The organism is Gudongella sp. DL1XJH-153, assembly GCF_049310905.1.
GTDB lineage: Bacteria > Bacillota > Clostridia > Tissierellales > Tissierellaceae > Gudongella.
On record NZ_JBMEMN010000012.1, the window covers coordinates 19106 to 36798 of the forward strand.

Sequence of the window (17693 nt, forward strand, 5' to 3'; positions counted from 1 at the left end):
CCTCCTTGCTAAAGGCTGTAAATTCCACTTATACCATTTCTGTTGGTCATATTGAGTCTTAAGTCATTCTCAACGTCAAATCCCTGACTAAGGAGCCCATTTTTTACAGTTGAATAGGCAAGGTCGGGTCTGTTGTTGTCCTGACTTAAGTGGGCGAGCAAAACGATCTCATTTTCACCTCTTAGAACTTCTGAAAGTATGTCTGCAGCATCGTCATTTGACAAGTGTCCTTTAGGACTCATAATTCTTTTTTTAAGCATCATGGGGTAACTTCCCTCCATCAGCATTTTTATATCGTGGTTTGATTCCATAAAGTAGAAATGTGAATTGCTTATTTTTTTCTTTATACCCTCATTAATCCAGCCTGTATCTGTAATAAAGCTCAACTTTGTCTTATTGTTGAATAAGATATATCCTACAGGCTCACTTGCATCGTGAGATACATTGAAGGGATGAATCAGTATATCCTTTAATTCTATGTTCTTGTTGGTTGAAAATACCTTGGTGTTGTGCATCTTTACACTTTTAATTGTCGACTCCATCCCCTTCCAGGTATTCTCGTTGGCATAAACGGGAATGTCGTATCTTCTGGAAAGAACACCAACACCTTTTGAATGGTCAATATGCTCGTGTGTAACTAGTATGGCGTCAAGACTCTTCGGATCCACCTGTATTTCATTAAGGAGCTGTTCAATCCTCTTTCCTGAAAAACCGGCATCTATAATTATTTTCGTGCTCTCTGTTTCAATATATTGGCAGTTTCCGCTGCTTCCACTTGAAAGCGAGCAAACTCTAACAGTCATTTTGAGACCTCCTTGGTGTTGATTCTTTAATTATATAGCAATATGCAAAAAAAAAGAAGGAGGACCCTTCTTCTTTTTTTGCCTTATTATTCAAGGTCAAGTATTACATCATACCCATCCTGGAATTGTACTCTCCAGGCAGGAACTGCTTTACCTTCCATTGCCTGCTGATAATCGTCCAGATAATCCTGTTTTTCCGGATCAAAATAGTAGCATAAAGAAATTTCTGTAATTGTCTTGTTGCTTGCATCCTCCATGCTCAACAACTCAAGAATCGCCTTTGGAGCTGGTACAATTCTGTAGTCAGTCTGCTCAATATCCTTTGTATTTAACCAGGTTCTTTCCATTCTTGCGACCTGACCATTTTCGATTCTAAATACCGTATAACTAAGCTCTATATATGAATCTTCAAATACCTTTGTGAAATCTAGATAGAATCCATTTTCAGTCTCTCTCCAGTAAGATAGTTTCATATCATCTGTTTCATATCCTCTCTCCATTAAGAATCCCAATGCAAGTTCAATAGCATGGTCGAGGTTATTTATGTCGTTTTCAGTAGATTGTGCTGAGTTCTCATATATTAAAAGCTTATTGTTTATAATGGTTATTGATTCATCTTCTGATTCTATTTCAACAAACGCTCCTTCTGTTCTATCAATATCTGTCTCCGAAATGAAGTACCGTTCACTGAGCAAAGTGGGTTCCATTTTCTCATACTCTACAATCAGATTGTAAAGCTGTTCTGTCTTCATTGGGACAGAAGCTTCAAGCTTGATACCGTTTCTTCCCAACAGTTTCTCCGTCTCTTCCAGAAATTCTGAATCAAATGTAGCATTGCCAGGAGTTTGTTCCCCAAAAAGAAAATATGCAAGAAATATGTTTGTTACAATTAGGGCAACTATTAGTATTGTTTTAGCTTTAGACCAATCCATTCGTTACCCTCCTATCTCTCATATACCAACATTCCTGTGTATGCATTGAAAGCATAAACTCTTCCGTGTGCCCTGATCAGCCATATCCCTATCAGTCTCTCTTCCTGATCCTTTAAGCCTGCATCGTAATATGATATTGTAATGTCCTCAACCGATGAAAGCACCCTTTGGACAAGCTGCTCTCCGATGGCTTCTCTGCTCTCCCCTGAATATTGAAGGTACCTGTTCTCAAGATATGCGTAATTCTGGTCAATGACATCAAAAGAAGACATTATTTTTCTGCTATCCTGAAGATGTGCAATATTAAGATTCATCTCTCCTCTGAATAGCTGCTGGTATCTTCTGACTTGATTGTTGAAAACTTCAATCTCAACATACTCATGAACCTCCCTGTTTCCAAGGAGCACTGGTATTCCTCTGATTCTGTATCTGTAGCTAAGCTTGTATCCAAGACTTCCATCTGCCTCTATTTCCTCTATTCCAGCCAGGTACATCCCCTTTGCCGAGTAAGCCTTCTGGGATATGAATTCTGCTGCTGTTGAAAGACTTAAATAGAGATTTCTCTCCTGTATGGTATCTACCAACGGGCGGAAATATTCCACTGTTCCATTAAGATTGAACTTAAGAACCTGGTTGTCATTAATGTATATGGTTGATCCATTGCTTTCAACAATCTGTCTGATATAGTCAATTTCCTTTTCAAGAAATCTTTCTGCCAAAATACCTTTTTCTTCAGATGTCATTGTCACCACATCATTGCTTACATAAACAACCGGTAGACTGTGTCTTATTTCATAGGGTACATAGATTTCTCCAACCTCTGTAGGGAATATTTCTGTTAGAGAATAATAGTAGTCAAAGTCATCACTCTCTTCGAGATCTCTTATCTCTGAAATTACATTGTCCACTGAAATCTCTGAATCGTATATCAAAACATCTCTGTCTTCGGCTGAAAAAACAAAAAAAGGACCACCACTACCTTGTACAATGGAAATTCTATCCACATACGGTATGGTATCCACTATGTTATTTGGTTCGTTTACATTCCAGGCCTTTGCAAGTATATATGTGCTAAGGCTTTCTGAAAAATAGAATACTACTGTAGTTTCTCCAGTCTCACCGGGTCTGTATCCTGCTTCAGGTTCCTCTATCCTGATGGTGTCTGAGCTTAAGAGTTGAGCAAATGATTCCTTGGATGTATCCCAAATTCCATACTTGTTTGCATCATAGATCATTGTATAGTTACTCTGACCAAAGCCTACAAGATACTTGTTGGGAGCAATCATGTCGGAAAGTAGATAAGATGATGAATAGGATATCTCAGTTTTGAAAAAATTCGTCACCCTTTCCGGGAACTGCATCCACAATTGCTGTGTCATCGCCAGACTTGATCCCACCAAAAGAAAAAGGAGAATGGTCTTTAATTTTTCCTTCATCCAAACCTCTCCTTTTGTTACGCTATCTAATTAACGGTATCATGTTATTGATGCTTCTGTCCCTTGTGTAAGGAAGCCTTACATCTGTTGTACTTCTAACATCATATTTATAAACTATAAATTGCTTGTCCTCTACTCCATCCACTCCAAAGTCTATAACTAGCTTGTTAATACCCCTTACAAGATCCATCTGTTTCTGGAAGAATCCAAGATTTCCAGAAGTTATGCTTTCACTTGCAATCAATATATAATCTTCAGAGGAAGGTAATCTGTCCAGATTGAAGCTTCTTCTTGTCAAATCTGTTGTTCCGTAAAGTTCTACAGTTATTTCAGTTCCAGAAGGTGCCTTGCCGTTAATAAGCACAACTCTTTCACTTGAAGAATAAACTTGTCTTTCCGGCTTTATTATTTCATAATCAGTCCTTGCTGTGATTGCATTTCCTGTTGTGACATTGGATGCATCCGCAAAGCTTGCAAAACCTAGGACTGCTATCATTATCATCAAACTGGCCAATGTTCTTTTAAACATACCCTAACCCCCTTATCTGCATATTCTTTCATTTGCATTATACCCCTTTAATATTACAAGCATATTACAGCAGGGTTAAAGTTAAATTACACAGCAGGTAATGTTATGTTTACAACGGTACCATTGTTCTTTTTACTTATGATCTCAATTGTACCATTGTGTGCTTCAATAATCTCCTTGGCAATGGATAATCCAAGGCCTGTACCTCCCATATCCCTACTTCTTCCTTTTTCAACCCTGTAGAATCGTTCAAATATTCTACCCACATCCTCATCTGGTATACCAATTCCATCATCAGATATGCTGACATCTACAAAGTGCTCTCTTGATTTTGCACTTACATTTATTGTTCCATCTTTTTCGGTATACTTTATTGCATTGGTTAAAATATTTAATATAACCTGCTCGATTCCATCCCTGTCAGCCCTTATTTCCGGCAACTCAGGTTGAATATATGAAGTGATTCTCTGGTTCTTTTCATTTGCCAAAAGCTGTAGTTTTGAAATTGAATCCAGAAGCATATCCCCGATTGAAATATTTGTCCTGTTCCACTTTGTCTTCTGGTAATCGATATTTGACAATTGAAGAAGATCCCTTACGAGTCTTCCCATCCTGTCGCACTCCCTATCAATTACCGAAAGAAACCTCTGCTCCGTTTCTGCGTCAACCTCGTTAGTCATCAGAGTCTCTGCATAGCTTTTTATTGTAGTTATGGGTGTCTTTAACTCATGGGAAACATTTGCAACAAACTCTTTTCTCATATTGTCCAGTTTGTGTTCCTGCGTAATGTCCTGAAGCACCATTATTACCCCTGCTATGCTGTCCCTCTCGTTCTTATATGGTGCATACTTGACTTTATATACTCCCTCATCTTTTTCAAAAGTGGTTTCTCCGCTAAGGGTTTCGGGATTTGTATAATCTATGTTTTCCATCCCCAGATTTTCAAGTTCGAATGTACCCGATCTGTCCAAAAACTCATCGTCTATCTCCATAAGCTTCTGCCCAATTGGATTTGCGTGTATTATGCTTCCATTTTTATCCACAGCAATTACACCCTCGGCCATATAGCTGAATATTGTATCCAGCTTGCTCCTTTCGAGATCCATTTCCTCGATGGTGTCCTTCAACTTAAGGGTCAGATGATTAAACATCCCTGCAAGTTGTCCTATTTCATCATCTGACTTGACCTCAACAAACTGGTCAAAATCTCCAAGTGCCATCTCCTCTGCTTTTTTGGTGACATCACGTATTGGACCTGTGATGCTGCTTGCTATAAAAAATCCAAGTACAATGGTTATCCCCAATGCCATAAGTGTTGCATTTGTAAGGATAGCCCTTGAGTCCTCAATGGTACTTGCCACATTGGACAAGTCAGAAGTCATGTAAAGTACTCCGTTTATTTTTCCCACACTGGAAAAAACCGGAGCAGCAAAGTGCATGTATTCATTTCCCGCAACTTCATCCATTAAGACTGACTGAGCCCTTTCCCCCTGAAAAGCTCTTCCAATAAGCGTCGAATCCGTATATCTGTACGATAGGGCATTATTTCCAACAATGGACTCAAATTGCTTGTTTGTAGTAGCCAGAATTTTTGGGACATTCTCATCGTATATCACGTATAATGTCTCACCGGTCCCAAGTCTCCAATCATTTAAGGTGCTCTGAATTCCTTCCCTGTTTTCAGTCCAGTTACCTGTTGCAATATAACTGGATGTCGACATTATGGTTTCTACCTGCTGTTCCATTGATGATCTTGCAGTCTGCAGCTGCTGATCTTCCATTCTGTTTACTATGAAAATTCCTATTATAACCATGGCAATAAAAACCAGAAGAAAATATACCACGATAAACTTCCACTTGATACTGGAGAACATATTAGACCCTCCTGAAGTAGTAACCGACGCCCCTCTTGGTGAGGATATATTTAAAATCACCGGAGTCATCTTCTATTTTTTCGCGCAGTCTTCGTACTGTAACATCCACGGTTCTTATATCACCGTAGTATTCATATCCCCAAACCTTTTCAAGAAGTTGCTCTCTTGTAAATACCTGTTCAGCACTAAGCGCTAGAAATTTAAGAAGCTCAAATTCCCTTAATGTCACTTCTATTACTTTTCCATGTTTTCTGACCTCATATCTGGTCAAATCTATTTCCAGTTCCTGGGATATTATTTCAGCTGCACCATTTCCTGCAGACATATCGTAGTCAAGTCTTCTCAGGTTTGCCTTTACTCTGGCAACAAGCTCTCTCATGCTGAATGGTTTTACCATATAGTCATCAGCACCTAGCTCCAATCCAAGAACCTTGTCTACTTCTTCTTCTTTTGCGGTAAGGACAATAACAGGAAATCTGAAGGTTGGTCTTATCTCTTTTAGAACCTGGAATCCGTCTTTTTTAGGCATCATAATATCCAATATAAGAAGATCTGGCTTTGTCAGCTTTATCTTTTCAAGCCCTTCTTCTCCGTCATATGCAACTGTAACCTGGAAGCCTTCCTTTTCCAGATTAAATTTAATTATATCTCCTATGGCTTTTTCATCGTCGACCACAAGTACCTTGTTGTTCATATGAATCACTCCGTTTTTTTGTTTTATTTAAGTAAATTATCTCCTACCAGGTCAAATAAGTCAATTGATTTGAGAGTTTATGAGCAATCCTCTTGACTTTGCTCATTTCGCAATGAACGAAAGTCTTTGTAATTTTTTGGGTATATAAATATTGTCATTAGAAAAAGAAAGAAGGGGTTATATGGAATGGTATCGAAAAAATCCTCAGGAGATCGCTGATGAGCTTGCTGTCAGTATGTCAGATGGACTCTCCACACAGGTTGCTCAAGAAAGATTGGAAAAACATGGTCCAAATGAATTGAAAGAAGAAAAGGGAAAGAGCATGGCGTCAAAGATTATTGCTCAGTTCTCTGACTTTCTGATACTTATACTTATGTCAGCCGCACTTATATCCATTTTTGTAGGGGAGACCAAAGACGCAATAGTTATTATGTCCATTGTGGTTATAAATGCAATGCTTGGACTCTACCAGGAAGGCAAGGCAGAAAAAGCCTTGGACTCCCTTAAAAAAATGGCTTCACCCTCTGCCAAGGTTCTCAGAGATGGAAATACTGTGGAGATACAAGCTTCACAGTTGGTTCCAGGAGATATTGTCGTTCTTGAGACGGGAGATATTGTTCCTGCAGACCTAAGGCTTTCGGAAAGTTCAAATCTGAAGGTTGAAGAAGCTTCGCTTACAGGAGAATCCGTTCCTTCTGAGAAGAAAGCTTCAATAAACCTTGATGAGGATACTTCCCTTGGTGACAGACGTAATATGGCCTACATGAGTACTATTGTCACCTATGGCCGTGGTCAAGGAATAGTTGTTGAGACCGGTGCTTCTACTGAAATTGGTAAAATTGCTACAATGATTCAGTCGATTGATGAGGAAAGCACTCCTCTTCAGAAAAAATTGAATCAGCTTGGAAAGATTCTAGGAGTAACTGTTATCTTGGTATGTATTGCAGTATTTGCAATAGGCATAATCCAGGGAAGAGATCTACTTGAGATGTTTATGATCGCAGTAAGCCTTGCAGTGGCAGCAATTCCAGAGGGTCTTCCAGCCATTGTCACGATAGTTCTTGCAATTGGAATGAATAAAATGGTTGAAAGAAACGCAATTGTAAAAAAGCTTCTTGCAGTTGAAACACTTGGAGCTACTTCTGTTATTTGTACTGATAAAACAGGTACTCTGACTCAGAATGAAATGACAGTTGTAAAACTGTTTACAAACGATAGAATAGTTGATGTTGAAGGAAGAGGATATGAACCGGAAGGAAAGTTCCTGATCGATGAAAAAGAAATCAAGGTTGATGATTTAAAAGGTCTAAATCTTTTGTTGACCATATCAGCCCTAGTCAATGATGCCAAGCTTGAAGAAAAAGAAAATCAGTTTAGAATAATAGGTGACCCCACAGAGGGTGCACTGCTTACCCTTGCCGAAAAGGGTGGGATCATCACTAAGAGAATCAATGGAAAATATCCCAGGGTCAAGGAAATACCTTTTGACTCTGAAAGAAAAATGATGACAACCTTTCATGAAATGGCAGGAAAGGATGAAAATGTATCATTCACAAAGGGAGCTCCTGATATCATCATAAATAGATGTAGCAAGATTCTCCTTGATGGGGATGTTATTAAACTTACAGATGATATGAGAAAGAAACTTCTAGATCAAAACACTTCTTTTTCAAAGGATGCTTTAAGGGTACTTGCTCTTGCATTCAGGGAGTATAAAAAGGTTCCAGAAGAGCCTTCAACAGAAGAGGATGAGAATGACATGATTTTTGTTGGACTTGCCGGAATGATTGATCCTCCAAGACCAGAGGCTAGAGAAGCTATTGCCAAGTGTAAGAATGCAGGTATCAATACTATCATGATAACCGGAGACTACAGAGAAACGGCATTTGCAATAGCCAAGGATCTGGGTCTTGCAGAAAATGAGGAACAGGCAATTATGGGAAGTCGAATAGATTCCATCTCTGATGATGAGTTAAGGGAAGTGGTAAAGCAGACAAAAGTATTTGCCAGGGTTTCACCGGAACACAAGGTTAGGATTGTCACTGCACTAAGAGCAAATGGTGATATTGCTGCCATGACTGGAGATGGGGTCAACGATGCCATGGCAATCAAGAAGGCTGATATAGGTATCGCAATGGGAATAACAGGTACTGATGTCGCCAAGAACACTGCAGATATGATACTTACAGACGATAACTTCGCAAGTATTGTTGCTGCAGTTGAAGAAGGAAGAATAATATTCTCAAATATCAAGAAGTTTGTGTATTTCCTTCTATCATGTAATATTGGTGAAGTTCTTCTGGTATTTATAAGTATATTGCTGAACCTTCCAGTTCCATTGCTCGCTATTCAACTGCTATGGTTAAACCTTGTAACTGACAGTTTTCCAGCTCTAGCTCTGGGAGTAGAAAAAGGTGAGCCGGATATTATGGATAAGCCGCCAAGGAATCCAAAGGAAGCTATACTTGATAAGAGAATGCTACTTGGAGTTTCTTTTCAGAGTCTTGCAGTTGCAGGAGCATCACTTGCAGCATATTTGATATCTCTGGATATTTATGGTGTAGAAAACATTGTTGAAGTTAGAAGCATAACCTTTACAACATTGATTTTATCTGAACTTCTAAGAGCATATTCAAGCAGGTCACAGCATCTTACACTATTCAAAATCGGATGGTTCTCAAATAAGCAGATGCTGCTCGCTACACTTGGAGCTTTCCTGCTTTTGATGGCTGTTCTGTACATTCCATTTATGAATGATATATTCTATACATTCCCTCTTAATTGGAGTGATTGGAAGATTGTGTTAAGCTTTGCATTTATTCCACTTGTTGTAGGGGAGCTTTCGAAGCTTGTCTTTCCATTTATACTCAAGGAAGCTAAGCAGTAGACTTAAGTATAGGAATCCCGGATCTATTGCGATCCGGGACTTTATTACTCGTATGAATCCAAGGTAGCTTGAATTGCTTCACCTTTGTTTACTTTTACGCCCTTTCTGATCAATATGGATTCCAATGCTGATAGTACTCTTAAGACATTTTCTTTTCTGCAGCTGTAGCCCATGGTTCCGATTCTCCAGATTTTTCCGGTCAATGGACCAAATGCAGAAGCTATTTCAACACCAAAGTGATTAATCATGTCCAGCTTCACCTCAGACTCAACTACTCCTTCTGGGACCTCAACACAAGTTACAGTGGGAACCTTGTCGAAGGCTTCTCCAAATATCTTAAGCCCCATTGCTTCAAGACCTGCCATAAGAGCTTTCTCATGATATGCATGTCTTTCTTTTCTTGCCTCAAGCCCTTCCTCCTTAACTATTCTAAGGCCTTCTCTTATTGCATATATCATTGATGTTGCCTCTGTATGATGGTTAAGTCTCTTTGGTGACCAATACTCTTGTATTTGGCTTAAATCCAAATAATTAGTAGAAATCATCCTTTCATTGAACGCATCCTTGTCTAGACCTTGCTCAACTTTGCGTCTTTCAGCAAGAATTTTCTCAACCCTGTCATTGTAGGTTAGTGGTGCCAACCCAGTGGGAACAGACAAACATTTCTGAGTGCCTGAAACTACTGCATCGATTTTCCATTCATCTGTCTTGAAATCTGTGCCGGTAAGAGTAGCCACTGCATCCACTACAAGTAGAATGTCTTTTCCCCTGCAGTAATGTCCCAGTTCCTCTAATGGTTGCATCCTTCCTGTGGATGTCTCCCCATGAACAATTGCTACAACTTTTGGATTGAATTCATCAATCTCTTTTTTTAATTTTTCAAATGAATATGTGGTTCCCCATTCAATTTCTGTAGTATGTACATTCCCACCAGCTCTTTTTGCGATTTCGGACAACAAATGTCCAAACCTACCGAATATTGGTATATATACCTTGTCACCCTTTTCAACTATTCCAGAAAGAACAGCTTCAAGACCGGCTCTAGCAGTTCCATCTACAACGAATGTCTGTTGATTCTCAGTTTGAAATGTGTATCTAAGTAATTCCTGAACTTCATCCATCATATTCAGGAACTCTGGATCATACTGTCCCAAGATTGGTGAACTCATGGCTCTAAGCACCCTAGGCTCTGCTTCTACCGGTCCCGGTGTCATTATGGTTCTTTGTGGTACAACAAGTTCTCTGTACATAAAATACCTCCTTATCGATTGACTATCCTATATTACTATTTTCCTATATTTTCTCTTGGATTTAACTATCAAATAGTGATAAAGAATATATGTTTTTATGGTATTTTATGATAATTTTTATGTTTATATTAATTGTTGCCAACTAGCATGTTTACTTTTTAATAATTGTTTTGAGTTTCTTCCCATCTTCTACTTATCAATCCAGTTACTCCAAGATTTTGAAATAAGAAACACACCTCAATATATTAGTTTTTTAGCTAACATTCAAGGTGTGCTTCCAGTTGTACATCTCTTTTATTTACTACTTATTCAGCAAGGATTACTTGCTCTTTAGGTGAGAAGTATTTTGTTTATTATACGCTCATTTCAGCAACACTTTTATACTCAACTTTCTCTTTGTCATTATATACATCATAATTAAACTCATCAAGATCTTTAGATACCAACATCCCTATTAAAACATCTATGTCAACATTCATAACAGTTCTAAGCATTCCTGCAAACCAGTCTATACCAATAAGGATGGCTATACTTTCCATAGGCAATCCCAAAGATGTAGCAAAGAAAGTATAAACGACAACTGAACCACCTGGTACTACTATTGTACCCATTGTCATCATTGCTGCAAGTAGAAGACCTGTCATAATTTCTATTGTAGATAGTACAGTTCCTGTCGACTGGGCCATAAACATTATTGCCAGAACGTAGCAGGCAACTGCTCCTGAACTATTCATAGTCATTGTAATCGGCCCGGTAAAGTCAGCGACCTTTCTACTAACACCAAACTTGGTAACTGAATCTTCCATCTTTGTAGGAAGACATATGGCACTTGATGTTATCGTTAATGCCATTATGGACATCTTTGCAAATTTCTTTGGCATCTTAAGTGGATTTACACCAACTCTCATAGCTGTAAAAGGAATATATAGTGCAAACATTATAAGATCTGCTATAAGTAGTGCCATTAGAAACTTAATCATCGGCATGATTACATCAAATCCAGTGGTTGCTGCAACTGCTCCTAGTAGAGCGAATATTCCAAGAGGTGCAAATTTCATAACCATACCAATAATCTGAAGAACTACTCCATTTACATCTTTCAGAAACAACAATATGTTGTCCCTGCCGCTGATTTGTGCATATTTGCCAGCAGCCAAACCAAATAATAGTGAAAATACTATGGCTTGTACTGTTGCTCCTTGACTCATTGCTGCAAATATATTAGTTGGTACAAAGTTTACTATTGTATCAATAACTGAAACTGATCCCAAAGTGCTCTCTGTTGTTTCAAGTCCTGCGGCAATGTTTATTCCTACTCCCGGCTGGATTAACAAAGCTAGTCCCAATCCTATGAATGCAGAAATAAATGTAAATGATATTATGTATTTAAACGTATGAAAACTAAGTTTACCTGCCCCCGTACCTCCAATACTACCAATTGCTCCCGCCACAGAAGTCATAATAAGAACAATAATTGACATTTGGATCAATCTTAGCCAGATAGTACCAATAAATTGTATGTTCTTCATTGGTTCTCCTATTATCGTTCCCAGAACTAATGCAAGCGCACTGGCCAATACTATTTGTGTTGTGAGTGACATTGTTTTATTCTTCATAATTGACATAAACTCTCTCCTCTCTCATTCTAAATTTTTACTTCTTTGCAATCAGTAAAATTTGGTGCATCCATACTTGATTCTTGGGAACACCTCCTTCAGTATTAGGATAACTGGTATCACTATTTTTTGGTTTAGTTTATATTGATATCAAATAATCAAAATTTAAGACTAAATACTGACATAGTATCAATCAATTAATATGCTATTTCATACAGTAATTCTTTCAATAGTTCGACACCACTCATGTAATCATCTGGATTTGTAAATTCCAAATAACTATGACTGATTCCTTTTCTACTTGGCACAAATATTAATGCGGTTGGGACCTTGGGAGCAAATATTTGTGCATCATGACCCGCTCCGCTATGCATAATTTTATAATCCATTCCTTTAGATATGCATATTTTCTCCATATGTGTTATCAGTTGCTCGTCCATTGGGACAGGATATCCATCCATATATTGATTCACTTTTGTATTTAGATCCATATCTCTTGAGATTGATTCTATTAATTCTGAAAATTTACTGATAAACTCATTTACAATCTCATTGTTTGTATGTCTTGTATCTACTGAGAATATAACTTTTCCTGGCACGACATTGCTTGTATTTGGAGTCACATCCAGTCTTCCGATAGTTACTACCAATGGGTCTCCGAACTCTTTGCCCAATTCAATAATTGAATCAATCATTTTTGAAGCCCCATGTAAGGAATCTTTTCTATAACCCATTGGTGTGGTTCCAGCATGATTTGCTTCTCCATCTATCTCTATTAGAAATCTTTTTTGTCCGACTATTCCATTTACTAGGCCGATTGATTTTTCCTCTTTTTCCAGCACACCACCTTGCTCAATGTGAAGTTCAATATATGCTTTTATGTCACTCCTAGCAAGCGAATTGTTATTCCTAAATCCAAATCCTTTATCTGTCATCGCCTCAATAAAAGAAACTCCATCTTGGTCAACTAAACCTTTGACTTCTTCTTCCGCAACTCTTCCAACAATATTTTTTGATCCCCAGAATGTGAAAGGAAATCTACTTCCTTCTTCCTCCGCCATTGATACAACTTCTAGATTCTTTTTTGGTAGTCCAAATTCTTCTATTAGTTCTTCAATTGCTACTATGCCTGCAACTATACCTAGTTGACCATCTAGTTTTCCACCATTGACAACAGTATCAATATGCGATCCAATCATTATTGTTTCATCAGTATCTTGCGTACCCCTTACCGTACCATATAGATTCCCTACCTCGTCAAACATGGTAGTGAATCCTTTTTTTGTCAAATCTGATTCTAAAAAACTTTGTGTCTCCATCCAAATATCACTAAATAATGTTCTTGTAACTCCATCATTTTCTGTTTTTCCATACTCACTTAACTCATCTATTAAGTTAATGACTTTGTTTTTCATCACATTTCTTTTACTTTCATCCATATTAATTCTCCTTTCTAAGAGATCCTAAAATACTTCAACTAGGTAAATTCTGTTTGACTTTAAGCTGTTCATCTTATGAGTATAATATTAACATGATATATTCTAAATCATCTCCGCCAATTGATTCGATTGAATGATAGTCTCCATCTTTACAAATTGCCAAATCACCTGGTTTTAATGTAAACTCTTCTCCATTATCAACATACCTGGCTTCTCCTTTTAAGACAAAATATGCTTCCTGATCTCCGGTATGTTTATGATAACCTATTGAGTGTCCAGGCTTAATAACTGACATACCATATAACCTGCCTTTTCCTAAAAAATCTTCAGGATTGAAAAAATTAATTACTTTCACAAACCCTTTTCCACCCTTAAGTCCTTCTATATTCTCAACTATCATATCATCCTTTATTCTTAACATAAAATCACCTCCAAATTGAATTTTTACTGATTCAGTAGTTCTCAAAATCTGTGAATTTAAATTTGTTGCTCTGCTTACATGATAATCTTTCTTATACATGTAAACGATTTCTTATGTTTATGATACTATCATTATATTAATAATAATAAAGGATAAATCAATAGTACTATGTTTATCTATTATTGATAATCTATTAACAATTAAATTGTACCTCCTGCTTTTTTTAGAATATATGCCATAATTATGAAAATTATATAATTTATTTTATCCTATATTGCTAATGGATTTATAGATGATAAGATTGATAATATAGATGTAGTGATATATTTATCAAACAAATTCAGAAGGGAGTTGCGATATGGGTTACAGAAATGATTTACTTAGCAGCAGAGCAATTATAAATCACGGTAGTTTCGCGCTAATACCGCCAGATGGGCTGGTCAATAATGTTATACCACACTTTGAAGATGCAAGAATAAGTATAATAGCATCACCAAAACTTGGAGCCAGCTTTGTAGAATATCTTGTGGATTTCAATCCAGGAGGAGGAAACAGAAAGGGTTTCGGAGGAAACGGAGTTGAATCCTTTGTATATGTTGTTTCTGGAGAGCTTGAGGTAAAGGTTGATGACGAAACCTACATTTTGAAGGAACAGGGTTATTTGTTCTGCCCACCAAGCAAAAGCATGACCATGACCAACAAATCAGTAAACAACACCAAGATTGTTCTGTACAAACAAAGATATATTCCAGCAGACGGAGTAGGTGAACCGTGGTTGGTGTGTGATAATGTCAAGAATTTGCAGGTCAATTTGTATGAGGAAATGAAAGATGTTACTCTTGTAGATTTTCTTCCAACAAGTGTTGAATTTGATATGAATTTTCACATACTGACATTCCAGCCAGGAGGATCACATCCTTATATTGAGACGCATGTACAGGAACACGGTGCTTATCTGTTATCTGGAGAAGGTATGTATAATCTGGACAATGATTGGATTCCAGTTAAGAAGGGTGACTTTATCTGGATGGGACCTTTTGTACATCAAGCTACCTATTCAGTAGGATATGAGCCTTTGTCATATGTTTACTCTAAGGATTGCAACAGAGATCCTGAAATTTAAAGATTAATTTACCCTGGTTTCCAATTGGAAACCAGGGTAAATTATTTGACTATTTTTAGAATTTTTAAACCTACTTCCAATTCAAGCATCTTATCTCTGTCTTCAATATCAAGTCCTGTTAACTCTTTAATTCTGTTTAATCTGTATAATACCGTTTTGTAGTGAACGAATAATTCTTCAGCCGTCTTAACTGCGTTCAAGTTGCATTTAAGATACATTTCGAATGTATCTATCAATTCATTGTTCTTGTCTTTGTCATAACTCCTAAGTCTATTTAAGCTTTCAGGTATAAAGTCTTTAAGTGATTCCCTGTCACTAAAGCTGCAAAGCATCTTGTAAATTCCCAGTTCATCAAAAATACTGGTTGAATCATCACCGAATATCCTCTTGCCGAAATTAGCAGCGTCTTTTGATTCATTATAGCTTTTCCCCACCTCAGATACCGAAGCCGCAATACACCCGATACCCAGGGTCAGAGATACATTCCCAAATCTTTTCTTGACGGTATCTCTAACCTCATCGCCAAAAATCCTAAGCTTTCTGGAAGATGTATGTGAATTCTCGTTTTCATCGACAGGCCAGAAGACAATTATCTCTTCACCCTTTATTAGTGATATATGACCTGTGGTATGATGGTATGCAATTCTGTCCATAATTGTCTTCACAATGTTTCTTGACTCCAATGACCATTCTGCATCGTTCTCATTGAGTTTACTGCCTTTCCAATTTATGTTGAACAAGCCAAGTGAGTATTTTCTTCTTAGATCCCAGCCTAAAATGTGTCCCCTGTCGTAGATACTCTGGACTGAATCGTAATTTCCACTTATCAAGTCATCCATCAAATCGCCCTTATATCTTAATTTTGCTTCATTTACGGCAGTTTCTTTAAGCATCTCCAGCCTTAATGTATTGGCAGCACTTTCCAATGCAATGAAATCCATTTTGCTCATATCTCTAGTAATTTCCAGTACTCCAAGATAAGCTTGAGTTCTGTTTACAACTTCAATTGGCTCCACTGTCAAATGGTGCTCATCCTCTTCAAAAATAACATCCAGGCCATATATGGGGTAACCTTCATAAATCATTTTTCTTATCTTTTTCTCTACAATATTTAACTGCGAATATGACTCATTACTGTATGCAAGGACTCTCATTTCACTGTCAAATATTATAACTGGATTCTCAACCAACTGCTCCAGTGTCTTTGCGATTGATTCCATGCCCTCCATATCAAGTGACAGTTTGTTAAATTTTTCGTGACACTCCTTGTAGTAGTTCAGCTTGTAAACCTGCTCATTCAACAGAATTCCCATTACCGGATAAAGTATATCTATGTACTTTACATTTTTATCAATGATAATAATTGGAAAATTTAGTCTACTACCCATCTCAGTAACTACATCCCTTATGTTACTTTGAGAGTCTAACTCTTTTATTATTATCCCGGCCGCTCCATTTTTTGCTACATCCTCAACTAGCTTTTTTTGTGCCGCAATATCTTTTTCAATGGAGTAGAAACTGGTAAGTAATAGCTCTCCGCCTTTTAGCCAATCAGCAATATCAGGTCTCTCTACAATCGTTATTCCTTCCACTTCTGTAATATCTATTATTTCCTGTCCTGATACCAATTGAGAGTTATCAAAGCATGACAACTTGAGTATATCTTTCAATATGATTCCCATTTAAAAACCTCTCTATCTTCTTTTATTCAAATTGAAAAATTAGACAAAGCCCTCCTTGTTGGAGGGTTAATTTGATGTAATTCTAGTACCCGTTTCTCCATGAATGGCAGCTTTAGCTTTTTCCAGGGAGGTAATTATTGCCTCTCTTCTTGAATTTGACTTAACAAAATCAACTGCAGCCATCACTTTTGGCAGCATGCTACCAGGAGCAAAGTGGCCTTCCTCGATATATTTGTTTGCCTCTTCAACTGTCATGGTCTTTAGCTCTCGTTGTGTAGGCTTGCCAAAATCAAGGGCTATTGTTTCAACGGCAGTAAGAATAAACAGAATGTCACAATCCAACATTTCTGCGAGCTTTTCACTGGCCAAGTCTTTATCTATTACTGCAGCAACTCCTCTTAGATTGCCATCTTCTCTGAGAGTTGGTATTCCTCCTCCACCAACTGCTATTACAACATGTCCCTTATCCACCATATCTTTTATGATTTCTATTTCCACAATATCAACTGGTTTAGGTGATGGTACCACCCTCCTGTATCCTCTTCCAGAGTCTTCAATCATGGTATAGCCTTTTTGTTTCTGCAGCGTCTTGGCTTCATCTTCACTATAGAATCCACCGATTGGCTTGGAAGGATTATTAAATGCATCATCATGTTCATCAACAATTACCTGTGTTACGATTGTACCAACAGACTTCTCAATCATTCTTCTGGTTAGTTCATTTTTTATTGCATTTTGTAAATGATAACCAATATACCCCTCACTCATTGCACCACATTCTGGGAAAGGCATTTCCGGTACTTTGCTATCTGTCAAATTGGCTGTCTGAAAGGAAAGGTTTATCATTCCTACCTGTGGTCCGTTCCCGTGTGCGACAACAACTGTATGCCCTTCCTCAATCAAGTCAACTATGGGCCTTGCTGTCTTTCCAACTAAGTCCAACTGCTCTTGTGGATTGTTCCCAAGGGCGTTGCCACCCAAAGCGATCATAACTTTGCTCATCTCAA

General features: G+C 37.7%; 14 protein-coding genes. 2 read left to right on the forward strand and 12 right to left on the reverse strand.

All coding sequences use genetic code 11. The features are described 5' to 3' along the window. Window positions 1-8: 8 nt before the first annotated feature. The 6 genes from ACOEN1_RS06340 to ACOEN1_RS06365 form a co-directional block, all read right to left on the reverse strand. Complete coding sequence (locus ACOEN1_RS06340) at window positions 9-803, reverse strand: MBL fold metallo-hydrolase (protein WP_422485716.1); 795 nt, start codon at window positions 801-803, stop codon at window positions 9-11. A gap of 86 nt (window positions 804-889) precedes the next feature. Further along, complete coding sequence (gene yycI / locus ACOEN1_RS06345) at window positions 890-1735, reverse strand: two-component system regulatory protein YycI (protein WP_422485718.1); 846 nt, start codon at window positions 1733-1735, stop codon at window positions 890-892. Window positions 1736-1746: 11 nt separating this feature from the next. Then, window positions 1747-3171, reverse strand: a complete 1425-nt coding sequence (locus tag ACOEN1_RS06350; protein ID WP_422485720.1) for a hypothetical protein — start codon at window positions 3169-3171, stop codon at window positions 1747-1749. A gap of 22 nt (window positions 3172-3193) precedes the next feature. Further along, entirely contained in the window at window positions 3194-3700 is a 507-nt protein-coding gene (locus ACOEN1_RS06355; protein WP_422485722.1) for a hypothetical protein, read from the reverse strand. Window positions 3701-3786: 86 nt separating this feature from the next. Next, window positions 3787-5574 carry an ATP-binding protein gene (locus tag ACOEN1_RS06360; RefSeq protein WP_422485724.1) on the reverse strand — a complete coding sequence of 596 codons (1788 nt, stop codon included), beginning with the start codon at window positions 5572-5574 and terminating at the stop codon, window positions 3787-3789. 1 nt (window position 5575) lies between these two features. Continuing rightward, entirely contained in the window at window positions 5576-6268 is a 693-nt protein-coding gene (locus ACOEN1_RS06365; RefSeq protein WP_422485726.1) for a response regulator, read from the reverse strand. Window positions 6269-6449: 181 nt separating this feature from the next. Here ACOEN1_RS06365 and ACOEN1_RS06370 point away from each other — a divergent pair, with 181 nt between their 5' ends. Then, on the forward strand, window positions 6450-9155 hold the full coding sequence (locus ACOEN1_RS06370; RefSeq protein ID WP_422485728.1) for a calcium-translocating P-type ATPase, SERCA-type: 2706 nt from the start codon (window positions 6450-6452) through the stop codon (window positions 9153-9155). Between the two features lie 44 nt (window positions 9156-9199). On the opposite strand, the gene ACOEN1_RS06375 is transcribed toward ACOEN1_RS06370, so the two are convergent. The 4 genes from ACOEN1_RS06375 to ACOEN1_RS06390 form a co-directional block, all read right to left on the reverse strand. After that, window positions 9200-10405, reverse strand: coding sequence for a pyridoxal-phosphate-dependent aminotransferase family protein (locus ACOEN1_RS06375; protein ID WP_422485730.1), 1206 nt, complete (start codon window positions 10403-10405; stop codon window positions 9200-9202). 353 nt (window positions 10406-10758) lie between these two features. Further along, a complete protein-coding gene (locus ACOEN1_RS06380) occupies window positions 10759-12030 on the reverse strand; it encodes a dicarboxylate/amino acid:cation symporter (RefSeq protein WP_422485732.1) in 1272 nt (423 codons plus the stop codon). A gap of 188 nt (window positions 12031-12218) precedes the next feature. Beyond that, window positions 12219-13460, reverse strand: coding sequence for an allantoate deiminase (gene allC / locus ACOEN1_RS06385; RefSeq protein ID WP_422485734.1), 1242 nt, complete (start codon window positions 13458-13460; stop codon window positions 12219-12221). Window positions 13461-13533: 73 nt separating this feature from the next. After that, window positions 13534-13881 carry a cupin domain-containing protein gene (locus tag ACOEN1_RS06390; RefSeq protein ID WP_422485736.1) on the reverse strand — a complete coding sequence of 116 codons (348 nt, stop codon included), beginning with the start codon at window positions 13879-13881 and terminating at the stop codon, window positions 13534-13536. Between the two features lie 358 nt (window positions 13882-14239). Between ACOEN1_RS06390 and allE the strand changes: the two genes are divergently transcribed. Beyond that, window positions 14240-15004 (forward strand): (S)-ureidoglycine aminohydrolase, encoded by a 765-nt coding sequence (gene allE / locus ACOEN1_RS06395; protein ID WP_422485738.1) that lies wholly within the window; start codon window positions 14240-14242, stop codon window positions 15002-15004. A 41-nt stretch (window positions 15005-15045) separates the two neighbouring features. On the opposite strand, the gene ACOEN1_RS06400 is transcribed toward allE, so the two are convergent. Together ACOEN1_RS06400 and arcC are read right to left on the reverse strand one after the other, a co-directional pair. Next, window positions 15046-16686, reverse strand: coding sequence for a PucR family transcriptional regulator (locus ACOEN1_RS06400; protein ID WP_422485740.1), 1641 nt, complete (start codon window positions 16684-16686; stop codon window positions 15046-15048). A gap of 66 nt (window positions 16687-16752) precedes the next feature. After that, window positions 16753-17688, reverse strand: a complete 936-nt coding sequence (arcC, locus tag ACOEN1_RS06405; RefSeq protein ID WP_422485742.1) for a carbamate kinase — start codon at window positions 17686-17688, stop codon at window positions 16753-16755. Window positions 17689-17693: the final 5 nt, after the last annotated feature.

Coding starts and splice junctions, on each gene's coding strand:
- ACOEN1_RS06355 (WP_422485722.1), bottom strand. CDS start 3,700: ATGTTTAAAAGAACATTGGCCAGTTTGATGATAATGATAGCAGTCCTA.
- ACOEN1_RS06400 (WP_422485740.1), bottom strand. CDS start 16,686: ATGGGAATCATATTGAAAGATATACTCAAGTTGTCATGCTTTGATAAC.
- arcC (WP_422485742.1), bottom strand. CDS start 17,688: ATGAGCAAAGTTATGATCGCTTTGGGTGGCAACGCCCTTGGGAACAAT.
- allE (WP_422485738.1), top strand. CDS start 14,240: ATGGGTTACAGAAATGATTTACTTAGCAGCAGAGCAATTATAAATCAC.
- ACOEN1_RS06370 (WP_422485728.1), top strand. CDS start 6,450: ATGGAATGGTATCGAAAAAATCCTCAGGAGATCGCTGATGAGCTTGCT.
- yycI (WP_422485718.1), bottom strand. CDS start 1,735: ATGGATTGGTCTAAAGCTAAAACAATACTAATAGTTGCCCTAATTGTA.
- ACOEN1_RS06390 (WP_422485736.1), bottom strand. CDS start 13,881: ATGTTAAGAATAAAGGATGATATGATAGTTGAGAATATAGAAGGACTT.
- ACOEN1_RS06360 (WP_422485724.1), bottom strand. CDS start 5,574: ATGTTCTCCAGTATCAAGTGGAAGTTTATCGTGGTATATTTTCTTCTG.
- ACOEN1_RS06340 (WP_422485716.1), bottom strand. CDS start 803: ATGACTGTTAGAGTTTGCTCGCTTTCAAGTGGAAGCAGCGGAAACTGC.
- ACOEN1_RS06380 (WP_422485732.1), bottom strand. CDS start 12,030: ATGTCAATTATGAAGAATAAAACAATGTCACTCACAACACAAATAGTA.
- ACOEN1_RS06350 (WP_422485720.1), bottom strand. CDS start 3,171: ATGAAGGAAAAATTAAAGACCATTCTCCTTTTTCTTTTGGTGGGATCA.
- ACOEN1_RS06375 (WP_422485730.1), bottom strand. CDS start 10,405: ATGTACAGAGAACTTGTTGTACCACAAAGAACCATAATGACACCGGGA.
- ACOEN1_RS06365 (WP_422485726.1), bottom strand. CDS start 6,268: ATGAACAACAAGGTACTTGTGGTCGACGATGAAAAAGCCATAGGAGAT.
- allC (WP_422485734.1), bottom strand. CDS start 13,460: ATGGATGAAAGTAAAAGAAATGTGATGAAAAACAAAGTCATTAACTTA.